The 25,332-nt window shown below is 64.4% G+C and carries 23 protein-coding genes and 1 tRNA gene; 16 read left to right on the top strand and 8 right to left on the bottom strand.

Annotation, left to right across the window (positions count from 1 at the left end; translation table 11 throughout):
• Positions 1-65: 65 nt before the first annotated feature.
• The gene (gene purB / locus KVP10_RS09370; protein ID WP_217964285.1) at positions 66-1,439 is read right to left on the bottom strand and encodes an adenylosuccinate lyase; all 1,374 of its coding nucleotides are present in this window, start codon (positions 1,437-1,439) and stop codon (positions 66-68) included.
• A gap of 31 nt (positions 1,440-1,470) precedes the next feature.
• Positions 1,471-2,040 carry a cysteine dioxygenase family protein gene (locus KVP10_RS09375; RefSeq protein ID WP_217964286.1) on the bottom strand — a complete coding sequence of 190 codons (570 nt, stop codon included), beginning with the start codon at positions 2,038-2,040 and terminating at the stop codon, positions 1,471-1,473.
• A 340-nt stretch (positions 2,041-2,380) separates the two neighbouring features.
• On the opposite strand from KVP10_RS09375, the gene KVP10_RS09380 reads away from it, so the two are divergent.
• From KVP10_RS09380 to KVP10_RS09390, 3 genes are all read left to right on the top strand, one after another.
• Positions 2,381-3,355, top strand: coding sequence for a tripartite tricarboxylate transporter substrate binding protein (locus KVP10_RS09380; protein ID WP_217964287.1), 975 nt, complete (start codon positions 2,381-2,383; stop codon positions 3,353-3,355).
• A gap of 123 nt (positions 3,356-3,478) precedes the next feature.
• The gene (locus KVP10_RS09385) at positions 3,479-4,834 is read left to right on the top strand and encodes a class-II fumarase/aspartase family protein (RefSeq protein ID WP_217964288.1); all 1,356 of its coding nucleotides are present in this window, start codon (positions 3,479-3,481) and stop codon (positions 4,832-4,834) included.
• A gap of 120 nt (positions 4,835-4,954) precedes the next feature.
• Complete coding sequence (locus KVP10_RS09390; protein WP_217964289.1) at positions 4,955-5,704, top strand: IclR family transcriptional regulator; 750 nt, start codon at positions 4,955-4,957, stop codon at positions 5,702-5,704.
• A 92-nt stretch (positions 5,705-5,796) separates the two neighbouring features.
• Here KVP10_RS09390 and KVP10_RS09395 read toward each other — a convergent pair whose 3' ends face one another.
• Positions 5,797-6,012, bottom strand: coding sequence for a hypothetical protein (locus KVP10_RS09395; RefSeq protein ID WP_217964290.1), 216 nt, complete (start codon positions 6,010-6,012; stop codon positions 5,797-5,799).
• A 337-nt stretch (positions 6,013-6,349) separates the two neighbouring features.
• The gene (locus KVP10_RS09400; RefSeq protein ID WP_217964291.1) at positions 6,350-6,613 is read right to left on the bottom strand and encodes a hypothetical protein; all 264 of its coding nucleotides are present in this window, start codon (positions 6,611-6,613) and stop codon (positions 6,350-6,352) included.
• Between the two features lie 491 nt (positions 6,614-7,104).
• On the opposite strand from KVP10_RS09400, the gene KVP10_RS09405 reads away from it, so the two are divergent.
• Positions 7,105-7,195 (top strand) — tRNA-Ser (locus tag KVP10_RS09405).
• 178 nt (positions 7,196-7,373) lie between these two features.
• Here the strand turns inward: KVP10_RS09405 and KVP10_RS09410 are convergent.
• Genes KVP10_RS09410 through KVP10_RS09420 form a run of 3 tightly spaced genes read right to left on the bottom strand, consistent with a single transcriptional unit; the run spans position 7,374 to position 8,225 of the window.
• Positions 7,374-7,763, bottom strand: coding sequence for a type II toxin-antitoxin system HicB family antitoxin (locus tag KVP10_RS09410; RefSeq protein ID WP_217964292.1), 390 nt, complete (start codon positions 7,761-7,763; stop codon positions 7,374-7,376).
• Positions 7,764-7,783: 20 nt separating this feature from the next.
• Positions 7,784-7,966, bottom strand: a complete 183-nt coding sequence (locus tag KVP10_RS09415) for a type II toxin-antitoxin system HicA family toxin (RefSeq protein ID WP_217964293.1) — start codon at positions 7,964-7,966, stop codon at positions 7,784-7,786.
• A gap of 40 nt (positions 7,967-8,006) precedes the next feature.
• Complete coding sequence (locus KVP10_RS09420) at positions 8,007-8,225, bottom strand: hypothetical protein (RefSeq protein WP_217964294.1); 219 nt, start codon at positions 8,223-8,225, stop codon at positions 8,007-8,009.
• A 266-nt stretch (positions 8,226-8,491) separates the two neighbouring features.
• Between KVP10_RS09420 and KVP10_RS09425 the strand changes: the two genes are divergently transcribed.
• Positions 8,492-9,274, top strand: a complete 783-nt coding sequence (locus tag KVP10_RS09425; RefSeq protein WP_217964295.1) for a 3-hydroxybutyrate dehydrogenase — start codon at positions 8,492-8,494, stop codon at positions 9,272-9,274.
• Positions 9,275-9,411: 137 nt separating this feature from the next.
• A complete protein-coding gene (yaaA, locus tag KVP10_RS09430) occupies positions 9,412-10,185 on the top strand; it encodes a peroxide stress protein YaaA (protein ID WP_217964296.1) in 774 nt (257 codons plus the stop codon).
• A gap of 165 nt (positions 10,186-10,350) precedes the next feature.
• Here yaaA and KVP10_RS09435 read toward each other — a convergent pair whose 3' ends face one another.
• Positions 10,351-12,690, bottom strand: coding sequence for an FUSC family protein (locus tag KVP10_RS09435; protein WP_217964297.1), 2,340 nt, complete (start codon positions 12,688-12,690; stop codon positions 10,351-10,353).
• Positions 12,691-13,249: 559 nt separating this feature from the next.
• On the opposite strand from KVP10_RS09435, the gene KVP10_RS09440 reads away from it, so the two are divergent.
• The 10 genes from KVP10_RS09440 (at position 13,250) to pssA (ending at position 25,238) form a co-directional block, all read left to right on the top strand.
• Positions 13,250-14,983, top strand: a complete 1,734-nt coding sequence (locus KVP10_RS09440) for an acetolactate synthase 3 catalytic subunit (RefSeq protein ID WP_217964298.1) — start codon at positions 13,250-13,252, stop codon at positions 14,981-14,983.
• Between the two features lie 19 nt (positions 14,984-15,002).
• Positions 15,003-15,494, top strand: a complete 492-nt coding sequence (gene ilvN / locus KVP10_RS09445) for an acetolactate synthase small subunit (protein ID WP_217964299.1) — start codon at positions 15,003-15,005, stop codon at positions 15,492-15,494.
• 131 nt (positions 15,495-15,625) lie between these two features.
• Positions 15,626-16,795, top strand: coding sequence for a ketol-acid reductoisomerase (gene ilvC / locus KVP10_RS09450; RefSeq protein ID WP_343218713.1), 1,170 nt, complete (start codon positions 15,626-15,628; stop codon positions 16,793-16,795).
• 352 nt (positions 16,796-17,147) lie between these two features.
• Positions 17,148-19,463: a TonB-dependent hemoglobin/transferrin/lactoferrin family receptor gene (locus KVP10_RS09455; protein ID WP_246600506.1), complete on the top strand. Its 2,316-nt coding sequence runs from the start codon at positions 17,148-17,150 to the stop codon at positions 19,461-19,463.
• 34 nt (positions 19,464-19,497) lie between these two features.
• Positions 19,498-20,673: a hemin-degrading factor gene (locus KVP10_RS21280; protein ID WP_246600508.1), complete on the top strand. Its 1,176-nt coding sequence runs from the start codon at positions 19,498-19,500 to the stop codon at positions 20,671-20,673.
• Positions 20,674-20,797: 124 nt separating this feature from the next.
• The gene (locus KVP10_RS09470; protein ID WP_343218714.1) at positions 20,798-21,586 is read left to right on the top strand and encodes a heme/hemin ABC transporter substrate-binding protein; all 789 of its coding nucleotides are present in this window, start codon (positions 20,798-20,800) and stop codon (positions 21,584-21,586) included.
• A gap of 83 nt (positions 21,587-21,669) precedes the next feature.
• The gene (locus KVP10_RS09475; protein ID WP_246600552.1) at positions 21,670-22,635 is read left to right on the top strand and encodes a FecCD family ABC transporter permease; all 966 of its coding nucleotides are present in this window, start codon (positions 21,670-21,672) and stop codon (positions 22,633-22,635) included.
• Positions 22,636-22,655: 20 nt separating this feature from the next.
• On the top strand, positions 22,656-23,558 hold the full coding sequence (locus KVP10_RS09480) for a heme ABC transporter ATP-binding protein (RefSeq protein ID WP_217964303.1): 903 nt from the start codon (positions 22,656-22,658) through the stop codon (positions 23,556-23,558).
• A gap of 221 nt (positions 23,559-23,779) precedes the next feature.
• Positions 23,780-24,451, top strand: coding sequence for a phosphatidylserine decarboxylase (locus tag KVP10_RS09485; RefSeq protein ID WP_217964304.1), 672 nt, complete (start codon positions 23,780-23,782; stop codon positions 24,449-24,451).
• Positions 24,444-25,238 (top strand): CDP-diacylglycerol--serine O-phosphatidyltransferase, encoded by a 795-nt coding sequence (pssA, locus tag KVP10_RS09490; protein ID WP_217964305.1) that lies wholly within the window; start codon positions 24,444-24,446, stop codon positions 25,236-25,238. Before KVP10_RS09485 ends, pssA begins: the two co-directional genes overlap by 8 nt.
• Positions 25,239-25,332: the final 94 nt, after the last annotated feature.

A 25,332-nucleotide genomic window follows, 5' to 3' on the forward strand; every position in this document is an offset into this window, starting at 1 on the left:
AGTCTGGGGGCTGCCAGCCGTTGCGGGCCGACCCGCACACACGGCAGCCCGGCGGGGGCAGCCTGCTACGCGGCTGCGGCCGCACCGGCCGGCGATGTGCCCGCGGCGACCACGCGATCCACGAACACGCCTGCCTGGCCGGTATAGGCGTGCGGATCGAGCATGGCGTCGATGTCGGCTTCGGTGATGCGGCCTTGCACTTGGGCGTCGTTCAGCAGCGCGTCCTTGAGCGTGCCGCCACGCTCGAATACGTCCATGCAGATGCGATACACGATTTCATGCGCTTCCTGGCGGCCCATGGTGTCGCTGAGCTTCATCATCACCGCCTCGGACAACAGCAGGCCGTTTTGCACGTACAGGTTCTTTTCCATATTGTTCGCGCGCACGCTGAGATTGCCGGTGACAAAGGCCATCTTCTTGGCGGCGGCGTCGGTGACGCAGCACAGCCTGGAGATGAATTCGCGCTCGGTCTGCAGCACCATCTTGTCGCGCTCGTGTTCGGTGACAATGGCTTCGATGGCCAGCGGCACGGTGGATCGCGCGATGCGCGCCAGAGCCACTACGGTTTCGCAGGCGGGGGGATTGCGCTTGTGCGGCATGGTGCTGCTGCCGACCTTGCCGGGCGCGAAAGGTTCTTCCAGTTCGCCGATTTCGGTTTTTTGCAGGCTGTAGACCTCATGGGCGATCTTGCCCAGCGTGCCGGCGCAAATGGCCAGGACGCTGGCCAGTTCGGCGATGCCGTCGCGTGACACGTGCCAGGTGATGACCGGGCAGCCCAGGCCCAGTTCTTTGAATAGTGCTTCTTGCACGGCAACGCCCTGGTCTCCCAGCGCGGCCAGGGTGCCGACCGCCCCGGAAAACTGGCCTACCAGCACACGCTGGCGCATCTGCGACAGCCGCTCCAGGTTGCGGCGTATCTCTTCGGCCCAGGTGGCCGCCTTGAAGCCGAAAGTGATGGGCAGCGCCTGTTGGCCGTGGCTGCGGCCGACCATGATGAGGTCGCGGTGTTGCGCCGCCAGCGCCACGGTATTGCGGTGCACGGTGCGCAGCGCCACTTCGATTTCGTCCAGGGCATCGCGTACCTGCAATACCGTGCCCGTATCCATGATGTCCTGCGTGGTTGCGCCCCAATGTATGTATTCGCCGGCATCGCCTGCACACAATTGCTTCATCGCCCGCAACAAGGGCACGATGGGATGGGCGGTGCGATCCATTTCGGCCTTGAGCGCAGCCAGGTCTATCAGTTCGGCCTTGGCCTTGCTCTGGATTTCTTCTGCGGCAGCCTGCGGGATGATGCCCATTCTTCCTTGGACTTTGGCCAGTGCCGCCTCGACGTCCAGCCAGCGCTGCACGGTTGTCCGGTCGCTGAATATATTGCGCGTGGCCTCGGTGCTGAACTGGTCGCGAAAAAGTTCGCTGTCTATTACATAAGCGCTCATGAATGTTCCTTGTTGCGGGGCAGTATGGGGCTCAGGCCCAGAAATTGGGCAGCACGCCGGACGAAAAGCCGGACACGAATTCTTTGGCGGCGCCGCTGGCCGGGTCGAATGTGTGCCGCCGCACCTTGCCTATGTTCGCGCCATAGACATGGATGCTGATGGAAACCTGGTCCTGGAGGGCGTTGTTGACCACATGGATGTCGCCGTCTTCGGGCAGCAGCGTTTCCACCTGGCCGGGAAGCAGCGTGGCGCTGGCGCCTGCGCGCAAGGCCTGGCCGCTTTTGGCATAGCGGGTCGAGGTCTCGGAACCCCGCAGCATGCCCACCAGGCCCCATACCATGTGGTCATGCACCGGCGTGAGCTGCCCGGGTCCCCAGACGAAGCTCACGACACAGAAACGTTCTTGCGGGTCGCAGTGCAACAGGTATTGCTGATAGTACTGGGGGTGCGGTTGCGCGAAAGCGTCCGGCAGCCAGTCATCGTTGGCGATGAGCCGTTCCAGCAGCGGTTTCGTTGCATTCATTCGGGCTCGATCGCCGGACACCGTGTCCATGACACGAGTGGCTTCTTGCACGAATTCCTTGAGTCTTGCGAGGGACATCTCTACTCCGAGTGCGGGGCCGGCCCCGAAGGCGCCGCGACGCGGCGCTTGCCTGTACTGTTGGCCGACTATGTTGGCTTTTATTGTTCTAATATATAGAACATTGTGTTGCAATATGGGATTGGCGAATCATAGGGCTGCCTCGCCGATGTTGTCAAGAATGCGATTTTCATGGTTGACACGCATCGTCGGTTCATCTATGTTATTTCATAATTCAGATTCGCGTTCTAAATTGTAAAACACTTGCCGGTGACACGGCACCGCATCTGGATTCGGCAATCCGCCCGGGCTGCGTAGCTGACCCGCCGTCGGGGCCATACCAACGCGAAGGAGACATCGCATGTCGAGGCTTACTACTGCGGCAGCCGGCTTGGCCCTGCTGCTTTCCTTGTCGGGTTCATACGCGGCCGCGGCCGACGCCTATCCCGATCATCCGATCAAATTGGTGGTGGGCTATACGCCGGGCGGCGGGGCCGACATCATGGCACGCCTGATACAGCAGCAACTTTCCGAGGCGTTCAAACAGTCGGTGATCGTGGAAAATCGGCCCGGCGCCGGACAGAATATTGCCTCCTCGTATGTAGCCCACTCCAAGCCCGACGGCTATACGCTGCTGGTGAGCTCTTCGGCGCTGGCCGTCAATACCAGCCTTTATCGCAAGCTCGACTACGATCCGGTCAAGGATTTCGCGCCCATTGCCGTGTTCGCGGAAAGCCCCAACTTGCTGGTGGTGCGCAAGGCCTTGCCGGTGAACTCGGTCAAGGAACTCATCGCCTACGCCAAGAGCCGGCCCGGCGCCTTGAATTTTTCGTCATCTGGCAGCGGCAGCACGCAACACCTGTCGGGCGAGCTGTTCAAGCTCAAGACCGGCATCAACGCGATGCATATCCCCTACAAGGGAACCATGCCCTCGATCACCGCGGTGCTTAGCGGCGAGGTCGATTTTTCCTTCATGAACATCCCTAGCGCCAAGACCTATATTCTCAATCATCAACTCAAGGGCCTGGCCATTACCGCGGCGAAGCGTTCGCCGGTCGTGCCCGAAATCCCCACGATGGAAGAGGCGGGTGTCAAGGGCATGGACGTGGCGGCCTGGTATGGCGTGCTGGGTCCTGCAGGAATGCCCAAGGCGGTGGTGCAGAAGCTCAATGCGGCCATAGACAAGGCCGTGGCCAGCGGCGCCTTCAGGAAAAAACTCGAAGACCTCGGCACCACGCCGCTGGACGAGTCGCCTGCATACTTCAAGCATTTCTTGTCCGAAGACATAGCCCGTTGGCGGGATGTCATTCACGCGGCCCATATACACCAGCAATGACGCGCGCAGCCTGTAGCGGCGGCCTTTGCGCCGGCCGCTGCCGGCAACGCGCTTCGGGAAATGTCCGGCGGCTGCGCCGGTGTATGGCTGCAGGAAGCCAGCAGAGTAAAACAGGAATCCGCCATGTCCGTCTTTACCTCCAAGGTAGTGGGAAGGCTGTTCGGCACTGACGAGATGCGCGCCGTATTCTCCGACGAGCGCCGCATAGCCGCATACTTGCAGATCGAGCTTGCGTTGGCCAAAGTAGAGGCGCAGCTGGGCATCATCCCCGAGCAGGCCTATGCCGATATCGCCGCAGGCGCCCGGGCCTTCTCGGTGGACTGGGACAGGCTGGGCCGCGACGTCGAGGCGGTGGGCTACCCGGTGCTGCCGTTCTTGACGCAATTGTCGGAAGCTTGCGGCGCTTCAGGAGAATACCTGCATTGGGGTTCGACGACGCGCGACATTACCGACACGGCGCTGGCGCTGCAGTTGCGCGAAGCTCTTGCACTGATCGCCGCCGAGCTGGGCCGCATCGAAGCCGCCTTGTTGCGGCTGGCCGAACGCCATCGCGACACGGTGACCATAGGCCGCACTCACGGCATGCATGCGCTGCCCACGACTTTCGGGTTTCGCGCCGCTATCTGGTTGTCGGAGGCCGCGCGGCAGCGCGACCGGCTTGCCCGCCTGCGCGAGCAGCCTCCCGTAGGCCAGTTCGGGGGCGCGGTGGGCACGCTGGCGGCGCTGGGCGAGCGCGGCCTCGATGTACAGCAGGCCCTCATGGCCGAACTCGGCCTGCGGGCGCCGGAAATTTCCTGGTACGCGTCCCGCGACCGAATTGCCGAGATCGTTTTTACAGTGGCCTCGATTGCCGGCACCGCCGCCAGCATAGGCAAGACGCTGGTCGTCATGACCCGCAACGAGGTCGGCGAAGCCCGGGAGCCCGCCGGGGCCGCGCGCGGCACCAGTTCCGCCATGCCGCATAAACACAATACGGTCGGGTCGGAACTGGTCATCATGCATGGCCACATGGCCGCGCAGCAGGTGGCGCCCGCGCTGGATGCGATGGTGCAGGATTACGATCGCGATTGGCAGGGGCACTTCGAAAGCATCGCCGTGCCGCAGGTTTTTCTGCACGCGCATGCGGCGCTCAAGCAAATGGCGACAATACTAGAAGGACTGCAAGTGTTTCCCGAGAGGATGCGGGCGAACATCGACGTCACGCGCGGGCAGGTCATGGCCGAAAGCGTCATGATGGCGCTTGCGCCCGCATTGGGGCGCAAACACGCGCATCGCGTGGTGTCGGCCCTGTGCAACGAGGCCCTCGAGCGGGACGACGACCTGCGCGCCGTTCTGGCCCGCAGCCCCGAGATCATGCAAGCCCTGAGCCCCGCGGAGCTCGACAGGGCGCTGGACCCCGCCAACTATGTCGGCATGGCCTCCACGGTGGTCGACAATGTGGTTCGCGGTGTGCGCGCAGCCGCGCGGGGCTCTATATAAGACAGGCCCCGATTCGGGGCACGGGCCCATGGCAAGCCGCCGACGCGGCTCGGCCTGGAATGAGGTGTCGGGCTGTAGAATACGTCACGCCGCGGCATGCCGTCGCGGGCACGATCGCTTATGGACAAGACTTTTCTCAAAGGCCTGACCCTGCTGGAAGCCCTGGCGCGCAGCGGCAAGGCCTGCGGCGTCACCGAACTGGCCACCACGCTGCAACTGACCAAGAGCAATGTGCACCGCCTGCTGCAGGGCCTGGTGCATCAGGGCTTTGCGCGCAAGAATGCCGAAACCGGCCGCTACGAGCTGACCATGAAGCTTTGGGAATTGGGCTCGTACGTGTTGGGCCAGCTCGACGTGCGCCAGGTGGCGCAGCCCTTCCTGGAATCCCTGGCCGCCGAGACTTCGGAGACTGTGCATCTGTCGGTGCTGGACGGTGCCGAGGTCCTGTACATAGCCAAGATTGACAGCCCGCAGCCGGTGCGCGCGTATTCCACAGTGGGCGGCCGTGCGCCCGCGCAGTGCGTGGCCACCGGCAAGGCGCAACTGGCCTGGGCGCAGGACGAAGCCGTGGCCCGCATCGAGCAGGCCTTGCATGCCTACACGCCTTACAGCATTGTTTCTGCCGCCGAACTCGACGCCGAACTGGCGCGCATCCGCAGCCAGGGCTATGCCGTCAATCGCGGCGAATGGCGCGAACAGGTCTGCGGGGTGGCCGCGCCCATCCGCGACGCCACGGGGGCGGTCATCGCCGCCATTGGTATTTCGGGGCCGGCCGAAAGACTCAAGCCGCGCCAGATGAAGGATATAGGCCCGTCGATCGTGCGCGTGGCGCAGCAGATCTCGCGCTTGCTGGGGTATGTGGCGGAATAGGGCGGATTCGATACCCGCCGCGGCCTTTGCCGGAGACGGATGCCGAGGATTGCTGCTTGCCCGTGATGGAGGCTTGCAGGCGGCTCGCGCTGCTACAGGTCCGACGCAGGGTCTTGCAGTTTTTTGACTTCGGCGCGCAGGGCCTGGACTTCCTTGATCAGACCGCTGACGAGCGCAAATCGCTCTACGTGCAGCAGCACGGCGGCATTGGTGTCTATGCCGTGCCGGCGCAGTTCTATCAGCCAGTCTTCTTGAGCCTTGCCGATGCGCTGAAATTGTCGCTGCAGCTCAATTTCCAGATCGTTCATTGGAGATCCTGCCCGTGTGGAGCGTATATATGTATAGCCTAGATGTATAGCCTAGCCGGAAACCTATGTGGCAGTATGTAACTTAACACTAATTGATAATTATTGCAGTTTTTGTTCAATAAGCAACGATTCCATTGCTGCTGTTTTAGATTTTTCGTTATAGATGCAGTGGGAAACCGAGATTCAGAGCGGTGCCCGAAGAGAAGGCGGAATCGTGTGGCACGCGGATCGCCGAATCCCGATTATGAGGCATAGCCTGGCAGGGCTGGCACGGCGGCCTCTGGGCTAGGGAGCTCGTCACCGTGCGGCGAACGCCGACGGTATGACGGCGCGCTTGTTACCTGGCGAGAACCGCCGTATGCTGGTGGGGCGCCCGGCTTGTTTCGGGTTTGATGCCGTTCATGTTTGACTGGCTGAGCGCCTCGATTTCGGCGCGTAAACAGCCGATCTGTTCCAGCAACAGGCCCGTCAAAGCGAAACGCTCGATTTGCAGCACGACAAACGCATTGGTGTCCATGCCGTGCGCTTGCATTTCATCCATGCATTGCTGGTAGGCGGCATTGATTCGATGCAATTGCTTCTGGATTTTCAGATTGCCCATGTCGCGCTCCAATTCCTGTCCTTTGGTCTGCTGGGAAGGCTCTACGGCTTCGCAAGAAACATTCTACTCAGATTTGCTCAGTTTGCATTCAATTTATATCCGAAAAACGGGCGCTTGAGCTTGCCCGGGGCAGAGTCTTCGCATATTTATTTTTTCTGCCGGGGGCTCTTGCACGCATTCCGCCCAGGAAGAATGCCCGCGCAAGCGCGGACGCGCTCGGCGTCGTACCGGCCGACGTCCGTGGCTTGGACACTACGGCCATAGGCAGGCAGCGCGGGCGGCATTTGCGGCGCCCGGGCGGCACAGGAGGCCTGGGCTCAAACCGGGCCGATCCGCCTGCCTGAGAGTGGCCCAAGGGGGCCGGCAGCAGGAATTTTTTTCCTTGCTATAATGGCGGACTCTTTTTATCGGCCCGACGCTTCGGCGCAGCGCCTGCGCAGCCATGGCTGGCGCACGTTGCACCATTTCGAGGCGGCCTCCGCAATACCCAAGGACAGGTGGCAGAGTGGTCGAATGCGCCGGACTCGAAATCCGGTATACGGTTCTCCCGTATCGTGAGTTCGAATCTCACCCTGTCCGCCAATCTCTGAGGAAACCCGCATGGTCATTGGCTTTGCGGGTTTTTTCTTGTGACAGTCAAGAGCAGAAGTGAAGACCACCAAACCATAGCCTGAGCCTCGCCGCGGCAGGTGCTGGCGCTTAGTGTGATGGATCCGTTCAATTACCGGCCCGGCACCGGCTGGGTGCGGGTGAGCTGAAGTCAGGCTTCTGCCATTTCCCGTTCCGCAGCCTTTGCCAGGAACGCGGAGCGCGACAGACGCTGAGCCTTGGCCACGGCGTCGATGCGGTGTACTAAATTCTCCGGCAGGCTGATGTTCAGGCGTACGGCTTTGGTGTTGACCTTGGATAGATCGATATCCACCATCATCCAGAAGCCTCCCTCGAATTCCTCATGGTCTTTCCAGGCCTCGGGAGCGCTGGGGTTGGGGATTGCCTCGGTTTCGCCATAGAAGTGCGCCTCGACCGCCTCCTGTGCGGCACGGGGCAGCTCCTGCAATTCATCGGCACCAGCAAAGCAGCCAGGGAAGTCAGGGAAGGACGCGCCATAGGCGCTGTCGCGGTCCTTATGTACGTGGATGGGGTAGAGCATTTGGTTCTCTCCTGGCCCGCTTATCGCAGGCCGGCTTGTTTGAGGATGCTGCGTTGTGTTGCCAGGGGCAGGTCCTTTTTGGGGTGTGGCACTGTGACCTTACCGGGTTTGGTTGGGTGCTTGAACTGATGATGTGACCCAACGGTATGTACGAGATACCAGCCGTCGGCTTTCAGTTGCTTGATAAGGTCTGCGCTGTTCATGTGTGTAATTATACACAATACACAAGAATACACAATACATTTATTTCGGCCTCTCATGAGTGTGGCTGAAGCCCTGCTTCGGCAGGCCGCGCGGGCCGATCTCCGGGCGATAGATTTTCTGCTGTCTGCTCTCGGCCTGCCAAGGCCTTCCCCGCCCCGCTGAGTCTTCGGACTCGCGGGGCCGAATGTCTTGCGCCATGCTCGACATCAAGATCACCTCGAATATCAAAGCGATCTCGCGCAGGATCGACGCCTTCACGGCACGCCGGCTACCGTTCGCACTGGCCCAGGCATCAATACCACCGCGGCGCGCGTGCAGGCGGCGGAAACCAAGAACATCAAGGACACCCTGTCCGCCACTGACCGTACTACGTACTACGCGGTTCCAGGCAATTTCCCATCCAGCATTCCCGAAAGCATGGCCATGACGCCCGGCTACAATAGGCCGGCGGCTTTCCGCGCTTGCGAGCTCTGCGCAAGCGCCCGGAGAAAGCCTATCCAAGGTTCACGAAAAAGGAACGGATCATGCTGAAAGGTAAAAACGCGGTAGTCACCGGTTCCACCAGCGGTATCGGGCTGGCGATTGCGCGCGCGCTGGCCGCCGAAGGGGCGAATGTGGTGATCAATGGCTTCGGCGACGCCGCGGCCATCGAGAAAGAGCGCGCCGGGCTCGAGCAGGAATTCAAGGTGCGGGCTTTTTATGTAGGCGCTGATCTGTCCAAGGGGCCGGAGGCGCGCGCCTTCATCGAAGACGCGGTCAAGGCGCTGGGCGGCATCGATATCCTGGTCAATAACGCCGGCATCCAGCATACCGACCTGATCGAAGATTTCCCCATCGAGCGCTGGGACATGATCATTGCGCTGAACCTGTCGGCGGTATTCCATGGCACGGCGGCAGCGCTGCCGCACATGAAGAAGCAGGGCTGGGGGCGCATCATCAATATCGCCTCGGCGCACGGCCTGGTGGGCTCGCCCTTCAAGTCGGCCTATGTGGCGGCCAAGCACGGCGTGGTGGGCCTGACCAAGGTCACGGCGCTGGAAAATGCCGGCAATGGCGTGACTTGCAACGCGATCTGCCCCGGCTGGGTGCGCACGCCCCTGGTCGAAAAACAGATCCAGGCCATGGCCAAGGAAAAAGGCATAGAGGTCGAGGCGGCCGCCAAGGAAATGCTGGTCGAAAAGCAGCCCTCGCTGCAGTTCGTCACGCCCGAGCAACTGGGCGGGGCCGCGGTGTTCCTGGCTTCGGATGCCGCCGCGCAGATGACCGGCACCACGATGTCGCTGGATGGCGGCTGGACGGCTCGATAACAAAGCACGGCGCCGCCGGCCGCGCGGCCCTGTGCGCGTCCGGGGGCTATGCCGCCGGGTGGCGGCGCTGCAGCTCCGGCCTGGCGGCCGGGGTTCCCGATACGCCGCTCCGCTGGATACGGAAGGAAATCAACATCATGCTGCTGGTATTGTCTCCGGCCAAAAAGCTGGACTACGACTCGACTGTGCGCACCACGCTGCACACCAAACCCCTGTTCGTCGAGCAGGCGGCGGGGTTGATCGATGTCCTGAAAAAGAAGTCCGCGTCGCAAGTGGCCGAGCTCATGAGCCTGAGCGATGCGCTGGCGCGCCTGAACGTGGAACGCTACGGCGCATGGGAACCGCGCTTCACGCGCGCCAATTCGCGCCAGGCGGTGCTGGCCTTCAATGGCGACGTTTACGAAGGCCTGCAGGCCTCGAGCCTGTCGGACGAGCAGCTCGAATGGGCGCAGGAGCATGTGGCGATACTCAGCGGCCTGTACGGCGTGTTGCGGCCGCTGGACTTGATGCAGCCATATCGACTGGAAATGGGCACGCGCCTGGCGACTGCGCATGGCCAGAATCTGTACGATTACTGGGGCAGTTCGATCGCCCAGTACCTGAACAAGCGTCTGGCCAAGCAGGCCGATCGGGTGTTGTTGAACCTGGCCTCGGAAGAATATTTCAAGTCGGTCGACCTCAAGACGCTGAAGGCGAAGGTGGTGCAGTGCGTGTTCCAGGACCAGAAGAACGGCGCCTGGAAGGTCATCAGCTTTTATGCCAAGCGCGCGCGCGGCCTGATGGCCCGCTATGTCATCGACAAGCGCATCGACGAGCCCGGCGCCTTGCGGCATTTCAAGACCGATGGCTACGCCTACGCGGCCAAGGAATCCACGCCCGATCGCCTGGTGTTCCGGCGGCCCGAGGCTTAGGGCCTGCATGGCACGCAGTACGCCGGGCTAGTATGCCGGGCGTACCGGCCCGACCGCAGCTTCTCCGGCAAGGGGCGCTGCGGCCGGGCCGTTTTTTTTCGACCAGGCATCGGACAGCTCGCCGGCGCGGCGCATTGCCGCCGCCAGGGTTCGGCCGCTGAGTGCTCAGGCCTGCACGGCCAGAATTTCCCGATGTATCAGTTGCGCGGCCTTGGCCATCTGGCGCAGCGGATAGGCGAGGGCGGCCAGTTCTCCTTCGGTTTCCAGCGAGGCGGGCGCCTCGGCGTCGCGGCCTGCCAGCAGGCTCTCGATCGCTTCCAGCGATTTCTGCACCCCCTCGGGCACCGTATGCAGGCTGCCGAGTATGGGAATGGCGGCGCTGATCTGCGAAGCCAGCACATGGTTCTGGATCAGCATATTGTTCAGTTCCGGCACATTCTTCTGGTGGCTGGCCGGTTCGTCCATCATGCGGTAGAACGCCGCCGCGAAATTGGCGAAAGCAATATGCACATTGTTGCGGGCCAGTTGCCATGCTAGTTCGGCATCTTGCAACTGCATGTCGCGCGCCTTGGATTCGGCTGCGGCGTCCACGCCTGCGGCAGGAGGGGAGCTTGCGGCGGCATCGGCGGATGCAGGGCCAGCGGACGCCACCTCGGCTCCGGCTGCTGCCCCGCCCTGCGACGCGGCATCTGCCGTGGCGTCCGTCGTAGCGGCGTTCGCGTCCGCCGCGGCCTGCGCCTGGCGTTGCAGCGCCGCGTATTGCAATCCCGTCTTCAGGTATTCCTCGTTGGCGCGCTGGGCCGCCAGCGCCAGCGGGCGCATGGCGTTGCGTTCCCACCAGGGGAGGATATAGCTGCAGGGCAGCGCCAGGGCGCATCCCAGCAGGGTGTCGGCGAGCCGTTCGCCGACCACGAAGGTGGTGCCCGGCGTCAGGAAATGAAACACGATCAGCACGAACAGCGTGTTGAAGATGGCGGCCAGGGTGTAGTTGACCTGCACCAGCGCATAGCCCAGTATGCTCGTCAGCAGCATGGCGGCCAGGTAGAGCTCGGGGTTGTGCGTGACGGTGAACAGCAGCATGCCCAGCACGCAGCCTATCACGGTGCCCATCAGGCGCCAGCCGTTGCGCTGGCGGGTCAGCGCGAAGCCGGGTTTCATCACGATGATGATGGTCAGCACGATCCAGTAGCTGTGCGCCGTCAGATCGATCTTGATGTCTTCCATCTGCAGGATCAGCGACAGCACCGTGGTCGCGGTCATGGCCATCAGCGTGGCGATAGTCACCCGCAGGGCGTAGCGGAAGTGCGAAGAGCTCAGGCGCAGGTTGCTGGTGATCATGCCGAAACGCAGCTCCTGGCGCGACAGGAAGCGGGTCAGCGATTTGTCGAGGCGGCGGGAATTTTCTTCGCTGCCCGCGTCGCCGCGCGTGCGCGCGGCCATGCGTTCGATGACGCGCGTGGCGTTGCGCAGGCGGCGCAGGATCTGCACCAGCAGGGCGTAGACTTCGGGTTCTTCGCGGGCCAGCCCGCGGTTGCGGTATTGCTCCAGCTCGTATTCGATGGCGCGCAGTTCGGCGCGCACGCTGCTGCGCGTGCTCGCGCCCTTGTTGCGCGCGATGTTCAGGGCCAGCGTAGCCAGGTTGGTCGACAGCTTGTACAGGGCGTCGCGCGCGAAAATCAGCACGTCGCTGTCGGGCAGCCGGCGGCGCAGCGTGGCGTAGTCGGTGTGCGTGGCCACCAGGCTGTCGAGCAGGTCGATCATGTCGATGAAGATGTTCAGCAGCATCACCCGGTGGCGCTCGCCGCGCCCGTCGCCGCCGCGCGGCAGCTCGCGCAGCACCAGGTCGCGCGCGGCCTGGTGCTTTTCGGTCATGACGGACTGGAAGTGGATCAGGCGCCGGTAGCAGGCGTCCAGGTCGATATTGATATCGTAGAACTGCGAGCGCGCGGCCATGTAGTCGGCGGTGGCGAACAGCGCCACCGACAGGCCCTGCTGTTCTTCGCGGTACCACAGCAGCAGGCTGACCATGTAGCTGAACACAAAATAGAACACCCCACCCAGGAATGAATACAGGGTGTGCTGCAGCACCTGGGAATAGTCCAGCGGCGTGCGCATGGTCAGCGTCATCATCAGCAGGCAGGCGAAGCCGATCAGGCCGCCGCGCTTGCCGTATACCGTCAGCATCGAAAAGCCGAAGCACATCGCCGGGATGACGAACCACAGCAGCACCGGATGCGGCGAGGCCAGGCCGGTCACGGCGGCGGTCAGCGGCACCAGCAGCAAGCCGCCCAGCATTTCGTTGCGGCGATTGCGGCGCGGCCCCCCAGGCTGGTCGATGATGGCCACGCAGGCCGCGCCGATGGCGATGATCACGCCCACGGCGTACAGATGGAAGACGCCGATCAGGACCAGGGCCGGCAGCAGCACTCCCAGGGACTGCCGCAGGCCGCCGAAGAAGTAGTGGCTGTAGAAAAAGCGTTGCAGTTGCGTGACGCGAGGTGCCATGGGCCCATGGGGAAACTGTGGACATGCCAAGTATAGAGGAGGATGGCCGCGTTGGAGGCGCGTAGGCGGGGTGCTTCGGCGCGCGAGTCGGGGCGCGCCCGGCGGGCGGTTCGGGCAAGACGGCGGCCTGGCTTGCGCCCAGGCGGCGCGGCGGGCCTCGATTTGCGTCCGTTTGTGCAACGCGGTAAAGTAGCCGCTATCGGACCGCCCCTCTATCCCGGGCGGCCTCGCCCAGGCTTCGTACTCCGGGCTATCCGCCCGGTTTTTTGCGCCTATAGTGTCCTGTTGCATTCCTGTGCAGTGCAAGAATGCAACAGGACACTGACAATTTGCCGTTGGCCGCGCCACAAGCGTGTGTTGCCAAGGCGTCCATTTCTACCTCCCGCGTTCGATTGAACGCGCGTGCTGCGTTTCGACGAGTGCGTGTCGGGACGGCAAGGTGTCCGGGTGGCATGGCTCCGTGAGCCATAAAGCGCCGGATCATGTTGCCGCGACCGGCCCGGCTCTGGCCTTCAATGGCCGATCGGGGCGGCAGCGCCGGTCATGAAAGGAATACAACATGGAACTCAATGGCGCCGACATCGTCGTGCGCTGCCTGGCCGAAGAAGGCGTGGAACACGTTTTCGGCTATCCCGGCGGCGCAGTGCTGTACATCTACGACGCAATCTACAAGCAAGACAAATTCAGGCACATTCTTGTGCGCCACGAGCAGGCTGCCGTGCATGCGGCCGACGCCTATTCGCGCTCGTCGAACAAGGTGGGCGTGGCGCTGGTCACCAGCGGCCCCGGCGTCACCAATGCCGTCACCGGCATCGCCACGGCTTATATGGACTCGATTCCGCTGGTCATCATCAGCGGCCAGGTGCCCAGCTACGCCATTGGCGAAGACGCCTTCCAGGAATGCGACACCGTGGGCATCACGCGGCCCTGCGTCAAGCACAATTTCCTGGTGCGCGACGTCAAGGATCTCGCCGAAACCATGCGCCGCGCCTTCTACATCGCGCGCACCGGCCGGCCCGGCCCGGTACTGGTGGACATCCCCAAGGACATCACGGTCGCGCCGTGCAAGTTCGTGCCCAAGAAGGGCGAGGTGCACATGCGCTCATACGCCCCGGTGGTCAAGGGCCACCAGGGCCAGATCAAGAAGGCCGTGCAGATGCTGCTGGCCGCCGAGCGCCCCATGGTGTATGCGGGCGGCGGCGTGGTGCTGTCGGACGCGGCGCCGGAACTGCGCGAACTGGTCGATATGCTGGGCGCGCCCTGCACCAACACCTTGATGGGCCTGGGCTCGTTTCCGGCCAGCGATCGCCATTTCGTGGGCATGCCCGGCATGCACGGCACGTACGAGGCCAATATGGCCATGCAGAACTGCGACGTGCTGTTGGCCGTGGGCGCGCGCTTCGACGACCGCGTCATCGGCAATCCCAAGCATTTCGCGCAGAACCCGCGCAAGATCATTCACATCGACATCGACCCTTCGTCGATTTCCAAGCGCGTGCGCGTGGACGTGCCTATCGTCGGCAACGTCAAGGACGTCCTGCAGGAGCTCAACAGCTTCTACCGCCAGGCCACCGAGCAGGGCCAGGGCCCCTCGGCCGCCGGCAAGGCGGCGCAGGCCAAGTGGTGGGAACAGATCGACACCTGGCGCGCCCGCCAGTGCCTGAAGTACGAACCGTCCGACGAGGTCATCAAGCCGCAGTCCGTGATCGAGACCCTGTGGGACGTGACGGGCGGCAATGCCTTCGTCGCCTCCGACGTGGGCCAGCACCAGATGTGGGCTGCCCAGTATTATCGTTTCGACGAGCCGCGGCGCTGGATCAATTCCGGCGGCCTGGGCACCATGGGCGTGGGCCTGCCTTACGCCATGGGCGTGCAGATGGCCAATCCGGGCAGCGAGGTCGCCGTCATCACCGGCGAGGGCTCGATCCAGATGAACATCCAGGAACTGTCCACCTGCAGCCAGTACAAGCTGACGCCCAAGATCCTGTGCCTGAACAACCGGTACCTGGGCATGGTGCGGCAGTGGCAGCAGATCGACTACGGCTCGCGCTATTCCGAGTCGTACGTGGACGCATTGCCCGATTTCGTCAAGCTGGCCGAAAGCTATGGCCACGTCGGCCTGCGCATCGACAAGCCGGCCGACGTCGAGCCGGCGATCCGCGAGGCGTTCGGCAAGCACAGAAACCGCCTGGTGTTCCTGGATTTCATCACCGACCAGACCGAAAACGTCTGGCCGATGGTGAAGGCCGGCCGCGGCCTGACCGAGATGCTGCTCGGTTCCGAAGACCTTTGACCTGCAGGGAGAAAAAACCATGAAGCACGTGATTTCTATCCTGCTGGAAAACGCCCCGGGCGCGCTGTCGCGCGTGGTGGGCCTGTTCTCGGCGCGCGGCTACAACATCGAGACCCTCACGGTGGCGCCCACCGAAGACCCGACGCTGTCGCGCATGACGATCGTCACCGAAGGGTCGGACGAAATCGTCGAGCAGATCACCAAGCATTTGAATCGCCTGGTCGACGTAGTCAAGGTGGTGGACTTGTCCGAAGGCGCGCATATCGAGCGCGAGCTGATGCTCGTCAAGGTGCGTGCGGTAGGCAAGGAGCGCGAGGAAATGAAGCGCATGGCCGATATTTTCCGCGGCCGCATCATCGACGTGACGGACAAGGTCTACACGATCGAGCTGACGGGCGTACAGGAAAAAATCGAGGCCTTCCTGGGCGCGCTGGACCGCAGCGCGATTCTGGAAACCGTGCGCACGGGGGTGTCGGGCATAGGCCGCGGCGAACGTGTGCTGAAGCTTTAGGGCGGGCCGGGCGGTGGACGTGTCCGGCGCCTTGCGGCGCCTGCCGGCCTCGCCGCGGTTCCGTAAATTAAAATATCGGCAATTTAATTGTTGGTTTGTGGGTTTCGAGGTCTCGGTCCCCACGCTGGTTTTTGACGAAACAACTGTTAAATGGCCGCTCAATTGAGCGGGCTGGCCGGGCATATTGGCCGAGCTCTTGCTCAAATCAAGTCCATGGGCCGGCTTGTAGGGCCTGTAAATCGAACTACCGAAAATACTGCTTTAAATACTGGAGCTCTGTAAAAATGAAAGTCTATTACGACAAAGACTGCGACCTGTCCCTGATCAAAGGCAAGAAGGTCGCCATCATCGGCTATGGCTCGCAAGGCCATGCGCATGCGCTGAACCTGCACGAATCTGGCGTGAACGTGGTGGTGGGCCTGCGCAAGGGCGGCGCCTCCTGGAGCAAGGCCGAGAACGCCGGCCTGCCGGTGCAGGAAGTCGACCAGGCCGTCAAGGGTGCCGATCTGGTCATGATCCTCTTGCCCGACGAGAACATCGCCGAGGTCTACCGCAACCACGTGGCCGCCAACATCAAGGCTGGCGCCGCGCTGGCTTTCGCACACGGCTTCAACATCCATTACGGCCAGGTCGTGCCGCGCAACGACATCGACGTCATCATGATCGCCCCCAAGGCCCCGGGCCACACGGTGCGCGGCACCTACCGCCAGGGCGGCGGCGTGCCTTCGCTGGTCGCCGTGCATCAAGACAAGTCGGGCGCCGCGCGCGACGTGGCGCTGTCGTATGCCTGCGCCATCGGTAGCGGCCGTGCCGGCGTGATCGAGACCAATTTCCGCGAAGAAACCGAAACCGACCTGTTCGGCGAGCAGGCCGTGCTGTGCGGCGGCACCGTCGAACTGATCAAGGCCGGCTTCGAAACCCTGGTGGAAGCGGGCTACGCGCCTGAAATGGCGTATTTCGAATGCCTGCACGAGCTCAAGCTGATCGTCGACCTGATCTACGAAGGCGGTATCGCCAACATGAACTACTCGATTTCGAACAACGCCGAATACGGCGAATACGAAACCGGGCCGAAGATCATCACCGACGAAACTCGTGCCGCCATGCGCCGCGCGCTGGCCGACATCCAGTCGGGCGCGTATGCCAAGAACTTCATCCTCGAGAACGCTGCCGGCGCCCCCACGCTGCTTTCGCGCCGCCGCATCAATGCCGAATCGCAGATCGAGCAGGTCGGCTCCAAGCTGCGTGCGATGATGCCCTGGATCGCGGCCAACAAGCTGGTCGACCAAAGCAAGAACTGATCGCAGCTTTTCCTTGTGCGCGCCGAGGCTTTGCCCCGGCGCGCAACCCTCGAAGCGGCCCGTGCGGCCGCTTCTTTTATTTCTTGCCGTAGGTCGCGCCGTGGTCCGCTGGAATGCGGAGCGAGCGGATGAAATCGCCTTCGCGGCAGGCCACCGCCCGGCGAACCTGGGTGATGCGCAGGCTATAAAGTGTTTCGATGCCGGTGGGAGGCTTGATGCTCGAAATCTTTTCCCAGCGCAGGCCCTTATCGCGTTTCGCGGTTCGTCCTTGATCCTGGTAAATTCCCTTTGCATTTATAAATAGTAATAGTTATCATTTCTGATCTCATTATTATTTTGAAAGGGCGAGGATATGGCTAGCGGCAAGTCGGCAGTATGGTGGGGAGGGGCGCTGCTGATGGTACTGGCCGCGCCCGGCGTGGCACAGGTGGAGACTGTGCCGCCGGCCGACAATGCCGTGGCGGTTCCGTCGCTGGCGCCGGTCACGGTGCAAGGCCAGGTGTTGCAAACGGCGCTGCCCGAAGGCGCCACCGTAACCACCCGTGCGCAGCTCGACGACAGGTCGATCGATAGCTGGGAAGATTTGAGCCGGCGCGGCGAGCCCGGCGTGAACTTCAATCGCCAGAACAACAGCGTCAATCTGCGAGGGCTGGACGGCGATCGGGTCGCCACGACCCTGGACGGGGTCCCGCTGCCATGGCTTACCGACGGTGCACGCGGCGTGCAGGGCGGCTTGAACACCATAGACTTCAATACCTTGTCGGCCATCGATGTGCTGCGCGGCCCGAATGCGGCGCGTTCGGGCGCGCTGGCCGGGGCGCTGGCGCTGCGCAGCCTGATGCCCGCCGATGTGCTGGAGCCGGGCAGGGACTTCGGGGCGCTGTTGAAGTCGGGCTACGACAGCGCCGACGACAGTATCGGCGCAGACGCTGCGCTGGCAGGCCGGGTGGGCGAGGGCACTTCGTGGCTGCTGCAGGCCGGACAGCGCCGCGGCCACGAATTGCAGAACATGGCCGACCGCGGCGGCTATGGCGCGCAGCGCGACCAGCCCAATCCCGAAACCTACAAGCAGCAGAACGCGCGCCTGGTGCTGCAGCACGAGTGGTCGGGCGGCCATACCCTGAGCCTGAGCGGCGACACGTTCCGGCGCCAGTCGACGATCGACATGCGCACGGAGCAAGGCACGGGCGAAGATTTCCGCATTGGCCACGACACCACGAATGAAGAGCTGGCGCGCGATCGCGTAATGCTGGATTATGGCTACCGGGCGCCGCAGGGCCACGCTCCGCTGGACGAGGCGGCCGTGAAGCTCTATTGGCAGCGCATGCGCCTGGACACATCCAACGATGGCCTGCACAACACGGATGCGCGCGCCTATATCATTCCGGGCGACCCGTTCCGCTATGGATATCCCAGCGGTCTCTACGGCCGCGACAATTCCATACAGGAATCCGGTTTCGGCCTGCAGGCCAGCGCGGCAGGGCATCTGGACGGCGCCCTGGCCCAGCACTGGAGCGTGGGCGCGCAGTGGTACGGCAATCGCACCGAGCAGTTGTCCGATGGTTATGACAATTGCCCGACTCTGCCGCCGGGCCTGCCCGCAATCTTCGGCCCGCGCACTTGCGACTTCCTGCACAGCAACCAGGCGGATATGCCGAGGGTCGCGGGCAATCAATGGGCCTTGTGGGCGCAAGACGAATTGTCCTGGGCCGACGGGCGCTACGGCCTGACCCCCGCGCTGCGCTTCGATGCCTATCGGCAGAAGCCGGAGAACGGCGGCTCGTATTCCAACAACCCGAATTCAGATGTGGAAAGCCTGTCGTCCAGCAGCGGCCAGCGTCTGTCGCCGTCCTTGCTGGCGAAATTCCGGCCGCGCGACGACGTCACGCTCTATGCCAAGTACGGCTATGGCTTCAAGGCGCCTTCGGCCACTCAGCTTTACCTGAACTATGGCGGCCCGGGCACCTATCTGAGCGTGGGCAACCCCAACCTGAAGCCCGAGACCAGCCACGGCTGGGAACTGGGCGTCGAGGCCGGTGATGCCGAGCTGGGCGGGCGCCTGAGCTTCTACGACAACCGCTATCGCAACTTCATCGAAGACGTGCCGCTGACCGCGACGTCCCCCGAGTGGCAGCAGGCATGGAACGGCCTGTATCCGCTGGGCGTCACCGGCTACGTCAATCGCGCCCGCGTGCGCATCTATGGCGCGGAATTGAGCGGGCACTGGAAATTCATGCCCGGTTGGCACGTACGCGGCTCGCTGGCCTGGGCCGATGGCCGCGACCAGGAAACCGGCCAGCACTTGAATTCGGTGGCGCCGCTCAAACTGATCGCCGCGGTGGGCTATGACACCGAGCATTGGGGGGCCGAGGGCAGCGTCACGGCGGCGCGGCGGCGCGGTCAAGTGGAGTATCCGCAGGCGACGGCCGATGCGCCTTACGCCGATTTCCAGGCGCCCGGTTATGGACTGCTGGACCTGACCGCTTGGTGGAAACCGGCGGCGGCCAAGGGGCTGCGAGTGCAGGCGGGTATCTATAACGTATTCGACAAGAAGTATTGGAACGCCTTGGATGTGCCCACGGCGGGAAGCTCGGCGATTCCGCTGCCGGTGGACACCTATACGCAGCCGGGGCGCTCGCTGCGCGTGGCCCTGACATATCGGTATTGAGTTGAGCAGTGCATACGAGGAGTGTTAGATGACGATGGAACCATTTGAACAGCAGGGCCGGGTCTTGCGCGAACGCTATGCCGAGCTGGCCGCCGCCGCGCCCAAGGCGCGCATACGCAACCTGGCCGCGCAGATGCATGTCAGCGAGCTGGAGCTGGTGCTGGCCGGTTGCGGGGGCATCAGCCCGCGCATGCTGCGCGAGCCGCCGCAGGACGTGTTTCGCCGCCTGGGCGAACTGGGAAGGGTGATGGCGCTGACGCGCAACGAGTGGTGCGTGCATGAGCGCCATGGCCGCTACGAAGACATTCGCGCCGGCAAGAGCATGGGTATCGTGCTCGGCCCCGACATTGACCTGCGCATGTTCTTCAGCCATTGGAAATACACGGTGGCGGTCGACGATGGCCAGCGGCGCAGCCTGCAATTCTTCGACGCGCAGGGCGAGGCTGTCCACAAGGTGTATTGCACCGATGCCAGCGACGTGCAGGCCTACGAGGCTTTGGCCAGCTCGCTGCTGGACCCCGAGCCGGCCTGGCCGCAACTGGCGCAGGCCGCGGGCATGGGCCGGCCCGCCCAAGGCGTTGCCGCCGCTGTCGGTGTTGATACCGATGCCATGAGCGCTGCCGATGCCGATGCCGATGTTGCCGGTGCTGATGCCGCCGGCGTTGCTGCCACCGAAGCCGGTGCGCCGATGCCGGTGCCGGACAAGATTGAGCCTGCGGCAGGCTTGCGCAACGAATGGCTGGCCATGAAGGACACCCATGAGTTCGCCGGGCTGCTCAAGCGTCACAAGCTGTCGCGCCTGGCCGCTTTGCGCGAAGCCGGCACCGATCTGGCGCAGCCTGTGCCCAACGACACGATAGAGCGCATGCTGCATGCGGTGGTCGAGCGCGGCACATCCATCATGTGTTTTGTCGGCAACTGCGGCATGGTGCAGATTCATTCCGGCCCGATCGAACATCTGTTGAGGACCGGGCCTTGGTTCAATGTGCTGGAGCCGCACTTCAATCTGCATCTCGACACCACGGCCATCGAATCCACCTGGATCGTCAACCGTCCCAGCGACGATGGCTGGATCACGTCGCTCGAAGGCTATACGGCCGGCGGCGAGCTGATCGTACAGTTTTTCGGCGCGCGCAAACCGGGCATACCGGAACTGGCTGCTTGGCGCGAGTTGATGGTGGGCTACTGCCCCGTGCCGCTGGCGGCTTGAGATGGCACGGTTTTTTATGTCTGCTTCACGGCTCGCACGCCGCTTGGATTCGCCAAGGGCGGCGCAGCTTGCGGCGCCCGGCATTCATCGCCGCGCTCTTCTTGCCGCGCTACTGTGCGCGAGCGTGCCCGCCGTGGCTCTGGCGGTGCCTGCGCCGCCGCGGCGCGTGGTGTCGCTGGGCGGCAGCGTCACGGAAATCGTCTACGACCTGGGGCAGGGCGGCCGCCTGGTCGGGGATGATCTGTCCAGCCTGTACCCCGAGGCGGCCACGCGCCTGCCGCGCGTCGGGTATTACCGCGCGGCGCCGGTGGAAGGAATACTGGCATTGCGTCCCGACCTGGTGCTGGCTTCCGAGAACGCGGGGCCGCCCCAGGCCCTGGAACGGCTGGCATCGTTGGGTTTGACGGTGCGGCGCGTATCGGACGCGCCATCGGTGGATTCGCTCTACCGGCGTGTGGAACAAGTCGCCGAAGTGCTGGGCGTGCCGCAGGCGGGCGAGACGCTGGCCGCGCGCCTGCGCGCCGAGATCGATACGGCCCGCGCGATACCCGCGCCGCGCCACCGCGCGTTGTTGCTGGTCAATCGCAGCGGCCAGTTCCAGGCGGCCGGCCGCGATACCGCGGCCAATGCGCTGCTGGGGCTTGCGGGCCAAGACAACGCTCTGGCGGCGCAGCGCGGCTACAAACCCTTGTCCGCCGAGGGCCTGGCGGCGCTGGCGCCCGAGATGATCGTCATCACCAGTGCTTCGTTGCAAGCCGTGGGCGGCATGGCCGCCCTGCGCGCCAGCCCCGGGGTGGCCGATACGCCGGCCGCGCGCGCCGGCCGTATCGTGCCGATGGACGATTTGCTGGCTCTGGGCCTGGGGCCGCGGCTGGCGCTGGCAATACGCGAACTGAAGAAGGCGGCGCAATGAGTGCTGTGTCTACTGGCTGCGGGCCGCGTCTGCCATCGGGGCGCCTGGCTCCGCGCCCGGCGCTGGCCTGGCTGGCCGTCTGCCTGCTGCTGGCCGCGCTGGCCGCCAGCGCCAGCGGCGCCATGCCTATTCCCTGGTCGCGCCTGCCCACGTTGTTGTGGGGCGAGGCACAGCCCGGCGACCGCTTGCTGCGTAGCGTGCTGCTGGACATCCGCCTGCCGCGCGTGCTCTTGTCCATGACGGCGGGTGCCGCGCTGGCCGTGGCCGGCGCGGCGATGCAGGCCTTGTTCCGCAATCCTCTGGCCGAGCCCGGGCTGGTGGGCATTTCGTCCGGCTCCGCGCTGGGAGCGGTGTGCGCGATCGTGGCCGGTGCGGCCGGCCTGCCTGCGGTGGCGGGGGCGGCCTTCGTCGGGGGACTGGGCGCGACCTTCCTGGCCTATGGGGCAGGGCGCCGCTACCCCGGCATGGCCGGGCTGCTGCTGGCGGGCATTGCCATCAATACATTGGCCGGCAGCGCCATCGGCCTGTGCACTTATATGGCTACCGACAGCCAGTTGCGCGACCTGACCTTCTGGAGCATGGGCAGCCTGGCCGGCGCGAACTGGCGCCTGCTGGCCTTCTTCGGGCCGTGGACGCTGCTTTTGCTCGTCTATTTCTGCCGCCGCTGGCGTGAATTGAATGCTTTGCTGCTGGGCGAGCGCGAGGCCGCCCATCTGGGCTTCGCCCTGGGGCCGCTGCGGCGGCGCCTGATCCTGGCCATGGCCCTGGCGGTCGGGCCGCTGGTGGCCGTCACCGGCGGCATTGGCTTTGTCGGGCTGGTCGTACCGCACCTGGCTCGCATGCTGCTGGGCGCGCACCATCGCTATCTGCTGCCGGCCTCGGCCCTGGGCGGCGCGCTGGCTTTGACGCTGGCCGACTGCGCCGCGCGCCTGGTGGTGGCGCCGGCCGAACTGCCCGTGGGCCTGGTGACGGGGCTGGTGGGCGGCCCGTTCTTTTTCTGGCTGCTGTTTCGCGCCGGGCGGCAGATGGCGCGGGCGGGGGCCCAATGAGCAGGGCCAGGACCTGGGCGATGGCGAAAAGACTGGGCGGCGCGCGGGCCTTGGGCCCGGCTGCGGACGTGGGCGCCGATGCGGCGGAAGCTCCGACAGATGCCGCGGCGCAGCCGGAGACCTTCGAGGCGCACCGGCTGGGCGTAACCCGCGGCGCGCGCAGCGTCCTGCGTGATATCGACCTGGCGCTGGCCGCGGGCGAACTGCTATGCCTGCTGGGCGCCAACGGCGCCGGCAAATCCAGCTTTCTGTCGGCCCTGGCGGGCGAGCTTGCGCCCCAGCCGGCGGCGCCAGGCTGCGAACCGATCCGCCTGAACGGCCGGGCGCTGGCCGAACTGGATGCCGCCACCCAGGCGCGTGCCCGCGCGGTATTGCCGCAGCGCCCCGGCCTGGGTTTCGACCTGACCGTGGACGAAGTGGTGGGCATGGGAGCTTATCCATTTGCGGAACTGTCCCCCCGGGAAGTGGAGGGGCTGCTGCGGCGCGCGCTGGGGCTGGCGGGCATGGCCGGCTTCGCGCAGCGGCGCTATCTCGAGCTTTCGGGCGGCGAGCAGCAGCGCGTGCAGTTCGCGCGGGTGCTGCTGCAGGCGCTGGCGGGCCGCGGCGCCGATTCCCAGGCCCGCTACATCCTGCTGGACGAACCCACCTCCAGTCTCGATCCTCTGCACCAGCAGGAGCTGCTGCGTGCCGTCGCGGACGTGGCGCGCGCCGAGCGCATCGGCGCCCTGGTCGTGCTGCATGACTTGAACCTGGCCGCCAGTTGGGCCGACCGCATCGTTCTGCTGGCCGACGGCGTGGTGCTGGCTTGCGGCACGCCGGCCGAAGTCTTGACGGCTGAACATATCTGGCATGCCTATGGCATCGAAGCCGAAATCCTGCAGCATCCCCGCCGTCCGCAGCGCCCGCTGGTCGTGTTCGCCTGAAGGCCGCCCGGTGCGCCGCGCCACTTGCCCTGGACGCGCGCAGGGGCCTTTCGGGATGAGCTGGCCGCGGCAATTGCAGGGGACGTTCGCAGCCGAAAGAACCGCCCGGTCCTAAGATGCCACCATGGCTGCGGCGACCGTTGCCGGCGGCCTGGCGCGGGGTTTTCCCGTTCTACATCGCAGCGCCGAAGCGCGCCAATTCGGTTATTCTTCGCTTTACGATGAATAAACCTTCCTATCCGCATCCTCTCATTGCCCGCGAGGGCTGGCCTTTTATTGCGATCGCCGTAGTGGTGTCGCTGGCCGTGACCTTCTGGTCGCCGTGGGGCTCGCTGCCCCTGTGGCTGATCACCCTGTTCGTGCTGCAATTCTTCCGCGATCCGCCGCGCGTGGCGCCGGATGGCGCCCTGAACGTGCTGTCGCCGGCCGACGGCCGCGTAGTGGCCGTCGAACAGGCCCAAGATCCCTACGCCCATCGCGACGCCTTGAAGATCAGCGTCTTCATGAATGTATTCAATGTGCACTCGAACCGTGCGCCCGTCGACGGCGAGGTCGTGTCCACCGATTATTTCGCCGGCCAGTTCTTCAATGCCTCGCTGGACAAGGCTTCGCAGCAGAACGAGCGCAACGCCATCGTGCTGCGCACCCGGCAGGGCGGCCTGGTGACCGCGGTGCAGATCGCCGGCCTCGTGGCGCGGCGCATCCTGTGCTACACCAAGGCCGGCGACCAGTTGTACCGCGGGCAGCGTTATGGCTTCATACGCTTCGGCTCGCGCGTCGATGTCTACCTGCCGCCGGGCTCGCGGCCCAGGGTCGCCCTGGGCGACAAGGTTCAGGCCACCAGCACCGTCCTGGCCGAGCTGCCCGCCGCGAACGAGGCCGAACATGCCTAATTTCCCGCTGGACGAACACACCCGCCGGCGCAGCATCTACCTGCTGCCCAATGCCTTCACCACCGCCAACCTGTTTGCCGGCTTCTACGCCGTGGTGCAGGCCATGAACGGCCGCTTCGAGATCGCGGCCATCGCGATCTTCGCCGCCATGGTGTTCGACGGCATGGACGGCCGCGTGGCGCGCCTGACCAATACCCAGTCGGCATTCGGCGAGCAATATGACTCCATGTCCGACATGGCGTCGTTCGGCATAGCGCCGGCGCTGGTCATCTACGAATGGACCTTGCGCGATCTGGGGCGCTGGGGCTGGCTGGCGGCATTCGTCTATGTAGTGGGCGCGGCGCTGCGCCTGGCGCGTTTCAACACCAATATCGGCGTGGTCGACAAGCGCTTCTTCCAGGGCTTGCCCAGCCCCGCGGCCGCGGCCCTGGTGGCGGGTTTCGTCTGGCTGGCGGTGGACAACAAGTTCTCGCTGCAAAGCGGCACCATAGCCTGGCTGGCCTTCGCCCTGACGGTCTATGCCGGCGTCGCCATGGTCAGCAACGCGCCGTTCTACAGCGGCAAGACCTTTGCTTTGGGGCGCAGCGTGCCGTTCTGGGTAATCCTGGTGCTGGTGGCTGTGTTCGTGTTCGTGTCCAGCGACCCGCCGGTAGTGTTGTTCGGCCTGTTCGTGGTCTACGGTTTGTCGGGCTGGGCGGTGTTCTACTGGCGCTGGCGCCGTGCGCGTAAGCTCGGCATCCGCATGCGCAAGGCCAGCCACGAAGAACCTCCGCAGGATACCCAGTAAAAACTTTGCGGGCCGGCGCCTCGCGGCGCCCGGGCCCATTCGGCTGGAGCAAGGCCGGCGCAAACGTTTACCGCCTATGTGCAGCGCCCGTCCC

Source organism: Candidimonas humi (assembly GCF_019166065.1).
Classification (GTDB): Bacteria; Pseudomonadota; Gammaproteobacteria; order Burkholderiales; family Burkholderiaceae_B; genus Candidimonas; species Candidimonas humi.

Bases quoted from the DNA above. Each gene is read 5' to 3' on its own strand.
- KVP10_RS09425 (WP_217964295.1), top strand. From the start codon at position 8,492: ATGCTGAAAGGTAAAAACGCGGTAGTCACCGGTTCCACCAGCGGTATC.
- KVP10_RS09435 (WP_217964297.1), bottom strand. From the start codon at position 12,690: ATGGCACCTCGCGTCACGCAACTGCAACGCTTTTTCTACAGCCACTAC.
- yaaA (WP_217964296.1), top strand. From the start codon at position 9,412: ATGCTGCTGGTATTGTCTCCGGCCAAAAAGCTGGACTACGACTCGACT.
- KVP10_RS09410 (WP_217964292.1), bottom strand. From the start codon at position 7,763: ATGCTCTACCCCATCCACGTACATAAGGACCGCGACAGCGCCTATGGC.
- KVP10_RS09415 (WP_217964293.1), bottom strand. From the start codon at position 7,966: ATGAACAGCGCAGACCTTATCAAGCAACTGAAAGCCGACGGCTGGTAT.
- KVP10_RS09485 (WP_217964304.1), top strand. From the start codon at position 23,780: ATGAATAAACCTTCCTATCCGCATCCTCTCATTGCCCGCGAGGGCTGG.
- pssA (WP_217964305.1), top strand. From the start codon at position 24,444: ATGCCTAATTTCCCGCTGGACGAACACACCCGCCGGCGCAGCATCTAC.
- purB (WP_217964285.1), bottom strand. From the start codon at position 1,439: ATGAGCGCTTATGTAATAGACAGCGAACTTTTTCGCGACCAGTTCAGC.
- KVP10_RS09440 (WP_217964298.1), top strand. From the start codon at position 13,250: ATGGAACTCAATGGCGCCGACATCGTCGTGCGCTGCCTGGCCGAAGAA.
- KVP10_RS09400 (WP_217964291.1), bottom strand. From the start codon at position 6,613: ATGGGCAATCTGAAAATCCAGAAGCAATTGCATCGAATCAATGCCGCC.
- KVP10_RS09385 (WP_217964288.1), top strand. From the start codon at position 3,479: ATGTCCGTCTTTACCTCCAAGGTAGTGGGAAGGCTGTTCGGCACTGAC.
- KVP10_RS09395 (WP_217964290.1), bottom strand. From the start codon at position 6,012: ATGAACGATCTGGAAATTGAGCTGCAGCGACAATTTCAGCGCATCGGC.
- ilvN (WP_217964299.1), top strand. From the start codon at position 15,003: ATGAAGCACGTGATTTCTATCCTGCTGGAAAACGCCCCGGGCGCGCTG.
- KVP10_RS09390 (WP_217964289.1), top strand. From the start codon at position 4,955: ATGGACAAGACTTTTCTCAAAGGCCTGACCCTGCTGGAAGCCCTGGCG.
- KVP10_RS09480 (WP_217964303.1), top strand. From the start codon at position 22,656: ATGGCGAAAAGACTGGGCGGCGCGCGGGCCTTGGGCCCGGCTGCGGAC.
- KVP10_RS09380 (WP_217964287.1), top strand. From the start codon at position 2,381: ATGTCGAGGCTTACTACTGCGGCAGCCGGCTTGGCCCTGCTGCTTTCC.
- KVP10_RS21280 (WP_246600508.1), top strand. From the start codon at position 19,498: ATGGAACCATTTGAACAGCAGGGCCGGGTCTTGCGCGAACGCTATGCC.
- KVP10_RS09455 (WP_246600506.1), top strand. From the start codon at position 17,148: ATGGCTAGCGGCAAGTCGGCAGTATGGTGGGGAGGGGCGCTGCTGATG.
- KVP10_RS09375 (WP_217964286.1), bottom strand. From the start codon at position 2,040: ATGTCCCTCGCAAGACTCAAGGAATTCGTGCAAGAAGCCACTCGTGTC.